6 protein-coding genes are annotated in these 5,306 nt (G+C 28.5%); all 6 read left to right on the forward strand.

Annotated elements, in window-relative coordinates; translation table 11 throughout:
- The first annotated feature begins 422 nt into the window (after positions 1 to 422).
- On the forward strand, positions 423 to 896 hold the full coding sequence (locus M663_RS0102525) for a SurA N-terminal domain-containing protein (protein ID WP_029687834.1): 474 nt from the start codon (positions 423 to 425) through the stop codon (positions 894 to 896).
- Between the two features lie 39 nt (positions 897 to 935).
- The gene (locus M663_RS0102530) at positions 936 to 1,145 is read left to right on the forward strand and encodes a hypothetical protein (RefSeq protein WP_029687835.1); all 210 of its coding nucleotides are present in this window, start codon (positions 936 to 938) and stop codon (positions 1,143 to 1,145) included.
- 218 nt (positions 1,146 to 1,363) lie between these two features.
- A complete protein-coding gene (locus tag M663_RS0102535; RefSeq protein ID WP_273702598.1) occupies positions 1,364 to 1,729 on the forward strand; it encodes a hypothetical protein in 366 nt (121 codons plus the stop codon).
- Positions 1,730 to 2,262: 533 nt separating this feature from the next.
- The gene (locus M663_RS0102545; RefSeq protein ID WP_028992357.1) at positions 2,263 to 3,006 is read left to right on the forward strand and encodes a hypothetical protein; all 744 of its coding nucleotides are present in this window, start codon (positions 2,263 to 2,265) and stop codon (positions 3,004 to 3,006) included.
- A 645-nt stretch (positions 3,007 to 3,651) separates the two neighbouring features.
- Positions 3,652 to 3,930 (forward strand): hypothetical protein, encoded by a 279-nt coding sequence (locus tag M663_RS0102555; protein WP_012996089.1) that lies wholly within the window; start codon positions 3,652 to 3,654, stop codon positions 3,928 to 3,930.
- A gap of 428 nt (positions 3,931 to 4,358) precedes the next feature.
- Complete coding sequence (locus M663_RS0102560) at positions 4,359 to 5,117, forward strand: LuxR C-terminal-related transcriptional regulator (RefSeq protein ID WP_029687838.1); 759 nt, start codon at positions 4,359 to 4,361, stop codon at positions 5,115 to 5,117.
- Positions 5,118 to 5,306 lie beyond the last annotated feature (189 nt).

The raw sequence follows: 5,306 nt of genomic DNA on the forward strand, positions 1-5,306 counted from the left end.
CATAAAGGATGTTCAAAAGTACCATATAAAGTGTGGACAGACAAAGGGGACGGTTCCCTTTGTCTGAAATTTAAAAAGCCCGGACAGAATGGCATTATCTAGTTTTTTTATAAATTTGCAAAAACAAGAGAATATCCTACTGAGATGGAAAGCAAATAATTCTTTGTATACCACATTAGAAAGTTTCACATACCCGCCTATAATTATTTCTCCTGATAATATAGTGAAATATGGTGTTAACTAGTTAACTATACTAATTTATTTTTTGATACATTTTCAGATACGTGGAAAGAGGAAGGAACTATACAGGTGATAGCCCCAGAAACACTGAACATATGGAAGACATTTAGTAGTAGCTTAGAGCAATAAAAAGTTTATAGGTAAAATTTTAGATAATGAAATATATACGGGAGGTTTGTAAAATGAGTAAAAATAGAAAAATTTTGTTGATGATAGTTTTATTAATAACAATTTTGGCTGCATCTATTATTACAGCAGCTGGTTCAAATCCTTGGTTTTTGCTCGGGAAAAATAGTCTAAAATATGAGAAAGACAGGGATGTTATAGTAGCAAAAGTTGGAAACACAAAAATCACAAAAGAAGATATTGAAATGCAGATATTATTTAATAAATTCCAAAAAGAAGTATTAAATAGGAAATTATCTGAATTACAAAATAGTAACCTAAATATTAATTCTTTTTTGAGTGTAGACGTGAGTAGAAAAGATATATTAAATAAATTGATCGATGAAGCTATATTATATGAAGAAGCACAGAGGCAGGGTTTAAATGTTACCTATGATGATGCTAAAAAATTTATGGAAAATACAAGGTATATTATGAATGCTATTGCAAAAGGGGAATTAAAATGTGAAAATCAAAAAGAGGCAATGTAAGAAATTTATAATTTTAAAGCATATATTAAAGGATTGGGAATGTCTGAAGATGAATATTGGAACGAAATAATAGTTTATTACCAAAAAATACTTTCAATAGGGAATTTGAAAAATAAAATTATATCAGCAATGTCTGAAAAGGATAAAAACGATATAAATAAGGTTAATGAATTTTTTGAAAAGTATAAAAACGAGTTACGAAAAAAATATAAGATAGAAATATTAAATGGTAAATTTTTACAACAATAGATTTCCTCATGCTAATATTATTGGGAACTCTTTATCCCAAGTGCGGAAGGGAGGTGTTGAGTTGTTTTAAAAAGGCATAATTTAGTAAAGGGAAAAGAGCTTAAATTTAGTGAGAAAATGAGATTTTCTAATTTTGATTAAGTTAATTACAAAATATTGAGATAGGGTGAATTGATAAATCGAGGTTGTGGAGTTTAAAGTAAGAAATTAAAGGTGTGATGGAAATAAAAATGGATGAGAAAGTAAAAGTTATTATATTAGTGATGATAATTTGCTTTGCTGCTATTTTAATTAAAAATCTGTATGATTATAGAATAAAGACCATTGATGAAGCAATTGGGTTTAATCTTGATGGTGTTTACAAAGTAGAGATATTGAAAGATGGACAATCTAAAATAACAGAAGATGAAGAAAAAATCAAGGAATTAACCGGATGGTTAAGAGAATACAAATATAAGATGAATAGCAATGTAAAGGGGAGAATAGATTTTTCTTATTATGCAATCAATTTTTATTATCATGGGAAAAGTGGATTTGTAGCCTTTGATGAAAAAAATAAGAAAAATATAATTATAATAACATGAAGTGGAATTATGAGAGCTAATAGATACCTATAATTTACTGAGTATTTGCCTTATTTTTTATTTTTATCTAAAAAATATAGGATAATCAGTAAAATTCCAAATGCGAAATAAACTATTACAAAAGTGTACATGTTGAGTTGGGGATTGTATGTAACTGATGATTTGGGATATTGCTATAGTGTTAATTGAAAATTTCTAAAAAATAAATCGGACAAGAGGAACCGTCCCTGTTGTCCCTGTTGTCCGTTGTCTGTTTACTGTTTACTAAAGTGTAAATTTATTAAAAAGTTGTACTTTAGTACAAATTTTAGAAGAAAAGAAATTAAATTTTATACTAAAGTACAAAAGTAAGTGCTATTTTAGTAAAAATTTATACTTTTGGTCAATTGACATGACGTTGGAAATAATATACCATGGATATAGAAGGAACTACCGGTAGTCCTTAGAATTATTAGGAAAGGAGTTGAAAGTGTTAGAAAAAGAGAATATTTTAGATAATAACATGTTAAAAAATAATACAGGTGGTGTTAATAATGGTAAAAAAGTCTTTAAATATTAAAAAGTTAATTTTATTGTTTGCAATTGCATTGTTTCTTTCAATTTCAACTTTGAGTCCAGCCTCTGCTACCGATTTAAAAATTTCGAATTTAAACAATAAAAAATTAATGGTTAATTCACCCCAAGAATATGAATCTTATTTAATCCAAAAAGCCAATAATAGTAATAGTGAAGAAAAAAATGCTATTATAAATGCGCTATATAAATACAAATCTTTAACAAAAGATAAGCAAGAAAAATTCATTGAAATAATTAATAATAAAGAACTAATGAGGGATGTGTTTAAAGCATTAGGAGATAGCGAAAAAGAAACCTTTTTAGGTGGTGATATAGTAGTTGATAATAGTATTGATAAATTACTAGATAAAAGAGATTATACAATTTCTAGTTCATCAATTGAACTGACTACTGCAACATATAAACGCTGGGTAGAAGTATTTGGAATAACCGTATTTGAAACAACCTCATGGGTTAAGTATGAACATGATAATTATTCAATATTAAGTATAGTTGGATATGATCATGTTGTATCAAGAAATTTATTAGCTCCAGCCTGGTCGTATTCGTGGAGTGGAAAAACGGCTTGGATTTTTGGGGATAAAGCATATTCTACTGCAGATTTAACTATGATAGATTTAGGAATTCCAATCCAGACTGTTCAAGTTGGAGTGTGGGGTGATATTTACAACAATGCTGGAGGATGGGTAAATAAATTATAAAATATTTAAAAGTATTAATTCGCGTGGTGAAGATTAATTTTTCAGAACATTAACTTTTCAAGACGAATAATTAAAGGATTCTGGACATTTAAAGTTTCAGTTTAAATATTTTTGGATGTTGTTTTTATAAATTACTGCATATTACAAAGTTAACGCTTTGTAATATGCAGTAGCATTAATTTTGTAAACTGTATTTATTGCCGTTAAGTAATCAGATTTTTATTAGAGAGGAGATATTAAACCATGTTTAAAAGATTTAATAAATTAAGTAGTAAATCAAAACGAATAATAGGGATAATTATGGGGCTGATAGTAAGTTGTGTTGTAATATTTGTAATTATACTAGAACTCATAAGGATATATGCTGGATAAAGTATGACAAAAGACAAGGGGAGGTTCATTTGTCTGGATTTTAAGCAAAAATATCCACATCCACTGGAAGAAATATAAAAGGGACAAGTAAGAATAACTCGAAACAGTGGCAGGAAATTCCTGCTCTTTTATTTTTTTCTTTAAATGTTGCATTATAAAATCAAAGTATTACAACAATGTTACATAAATATTACAATTTAGTAAACAGAGGAGGAATTTGTAAAGATATGTAGAAGTAATATAATGGGAGACAATAGGGGGAGGGAGAAATTTGTGAAATTCAATAAGGGATTTTTCAACTGGGCAGCGTGGTTAACTTTGTTGTTGGCTTACGTACTTCCATATCAATCAACAGATGGGTTTGCCATCCATTATGGATATCCTTTTGCCTTTTTGACTACTTATAATGATAATTTATTAAAAGCAAAAATTACATTATTGACATCAACAAGTTTCAATATGGGTATATTTGCTATAGATGTAGTAATAATTTATTTTGCAATCTATTTTGCTAATGAATTATTGATTAAATGGAAAAGTAAAAAATCCTAATAATTGAAGGAGTATGATGATGATATTATTTATAAAATGATCGGCAGGGCACAAGGCAGCCTGATTATGTGTTATAGCTTAGCTTTAATATTGGAATACATCGGGTTATGGAAATATATAGCAAGTTTATGGGGATAAAGTCAATGCAACGATGGATATTTGAGACAAAAGTCATTTTAGGTGATGACAATGAATAAATGGTTTTACAAAAACAAATACATTATCAGACAAAGGGGACGGTTCCCTTTGTCTGAAATATAAAAAGCCCGGACAGAAAGCACTGTCCGGGCTTTTTATATTTTAAATAAAAGGGATCGACATTTTTCTTTGATACAACATTACAGAAATATTACAATTTGGCAATCAAAGAAGGAATTTAGAGGTTAATGGAGAAATATTACAATAAGGAGCATATATGGAGGGAAAATATGGACAAGATTATAAAGTTTGAGACACATAAGGGTCTATTTGAACAGTCGTGGGGGAGATGCTTAAAAAGGGGCTTAACACCGGATAAAAAGTTAGTGGTGTTGAATAATGTAAAAATTGTTGAAGATAGCAAAAGATATTCATTAATTAAAGCTTTTCGCAAAAGCATTAAAGATTTGAAAGATATTAATGATTTTAAAAACTTTATATTTTTGTTAACTGATAAAGAAGGTGTAATACTGGAATTAAACTTACCCCATGCCGATATCGATTTTTACTTAAAAAAGGGTATGGTATTAAAAGAAGAAATTGCAGGTACAAATGCAGTATCACTGGCGATAAGAGAGAAGAATATAGCGGTTGTAAGAAAAGAACAGCACTATATTGAAGATTTAAAAAGATTAAATTGTACTGCTGGGCCTATTTTTGATAAAGAAGGAAATTTGATAGGGATAGTAGACATATCTTCTGAAAATGAGTTTAATGATAATTTAGTAGCAGTAGTATTTTTACTGGCAAGATATATAGAAAGAAATTACCAGGAATTTGAGATGGAAAGAATAAAAAGAAAATTTGACGAAATAGATATAAAGATACTCAAGCTTACGGCAGAAGGGAAAACAGATAAAGAAATTGCAAAAACAATTAATATGTCACTAAGCAATATAAAGTATCATAAAAGGAAAATTTTCAAACTATTGAGAACAAAGAATGTGAAGGACTGCATATACAAGGCAACAAAGTTAGATTTAATATGAGTTTTTATTGTCTTTACATTACTAAATAAGGGACAAAAATGTTAGAATGTACTTTAGTACAAATTTTAAAGGAGAGAAACTCGGTTTTTATACTAAAGTGCAAAAGTAAAGGCTATTTTAGTGAAAATTTATACTTTTAGTCAATTGACAAGATGCTGGAAATAAGATACCATGGATATAGAAGGAACT

This window comes from Thermoanaerobacter sp. A7A, assembly GCF_000445185.1.
Lineage (GTDB): Bacteria > Bacillota > Thermoanaerobacteria > Thermoanaerobacterales > Thermoanaerobacteraceae > Thermoanaerobacter.

Excerpts from the sequence above, each read along its gene's own strand:
- M663_RS0102530 (WP_029687835.1), top strand. The coding sequence starts at position 936 with ATGTCTGAAGATGAATATTGGAACGAAATAATAGTTTATTACCAAAAA.
- M663_RS0102535 (WP_273702598.1), top strand. The coding sequence starts at position 1,364 with ATGGAAATAAAAATGGATGAGAAAGTAAAAGTTATTATATTAGTGATG.
- M663_RS0102545 (WP_028992357.1), top strand. The coding sequence starts at position 2,263 with ATGGTAAAAAAGTCTTTAAATATTAAAAAGTTAATTTTATTGTTTGCA.
- M663_RS0102560 (WP_029687838.1), top strand. The coding sequence starts at position 4,359 with ATGGACAAGATTATAAAGTTTGAGACACATAAGGGTCTATTTGAACAG.
- M663_RS0102525 (WP_029687834.1), top strand. The coding sequence starts at position 423 with ATGAGTAAAAATAGAAAAATTTTGTTGATGATAGTTTTATTAATAACA.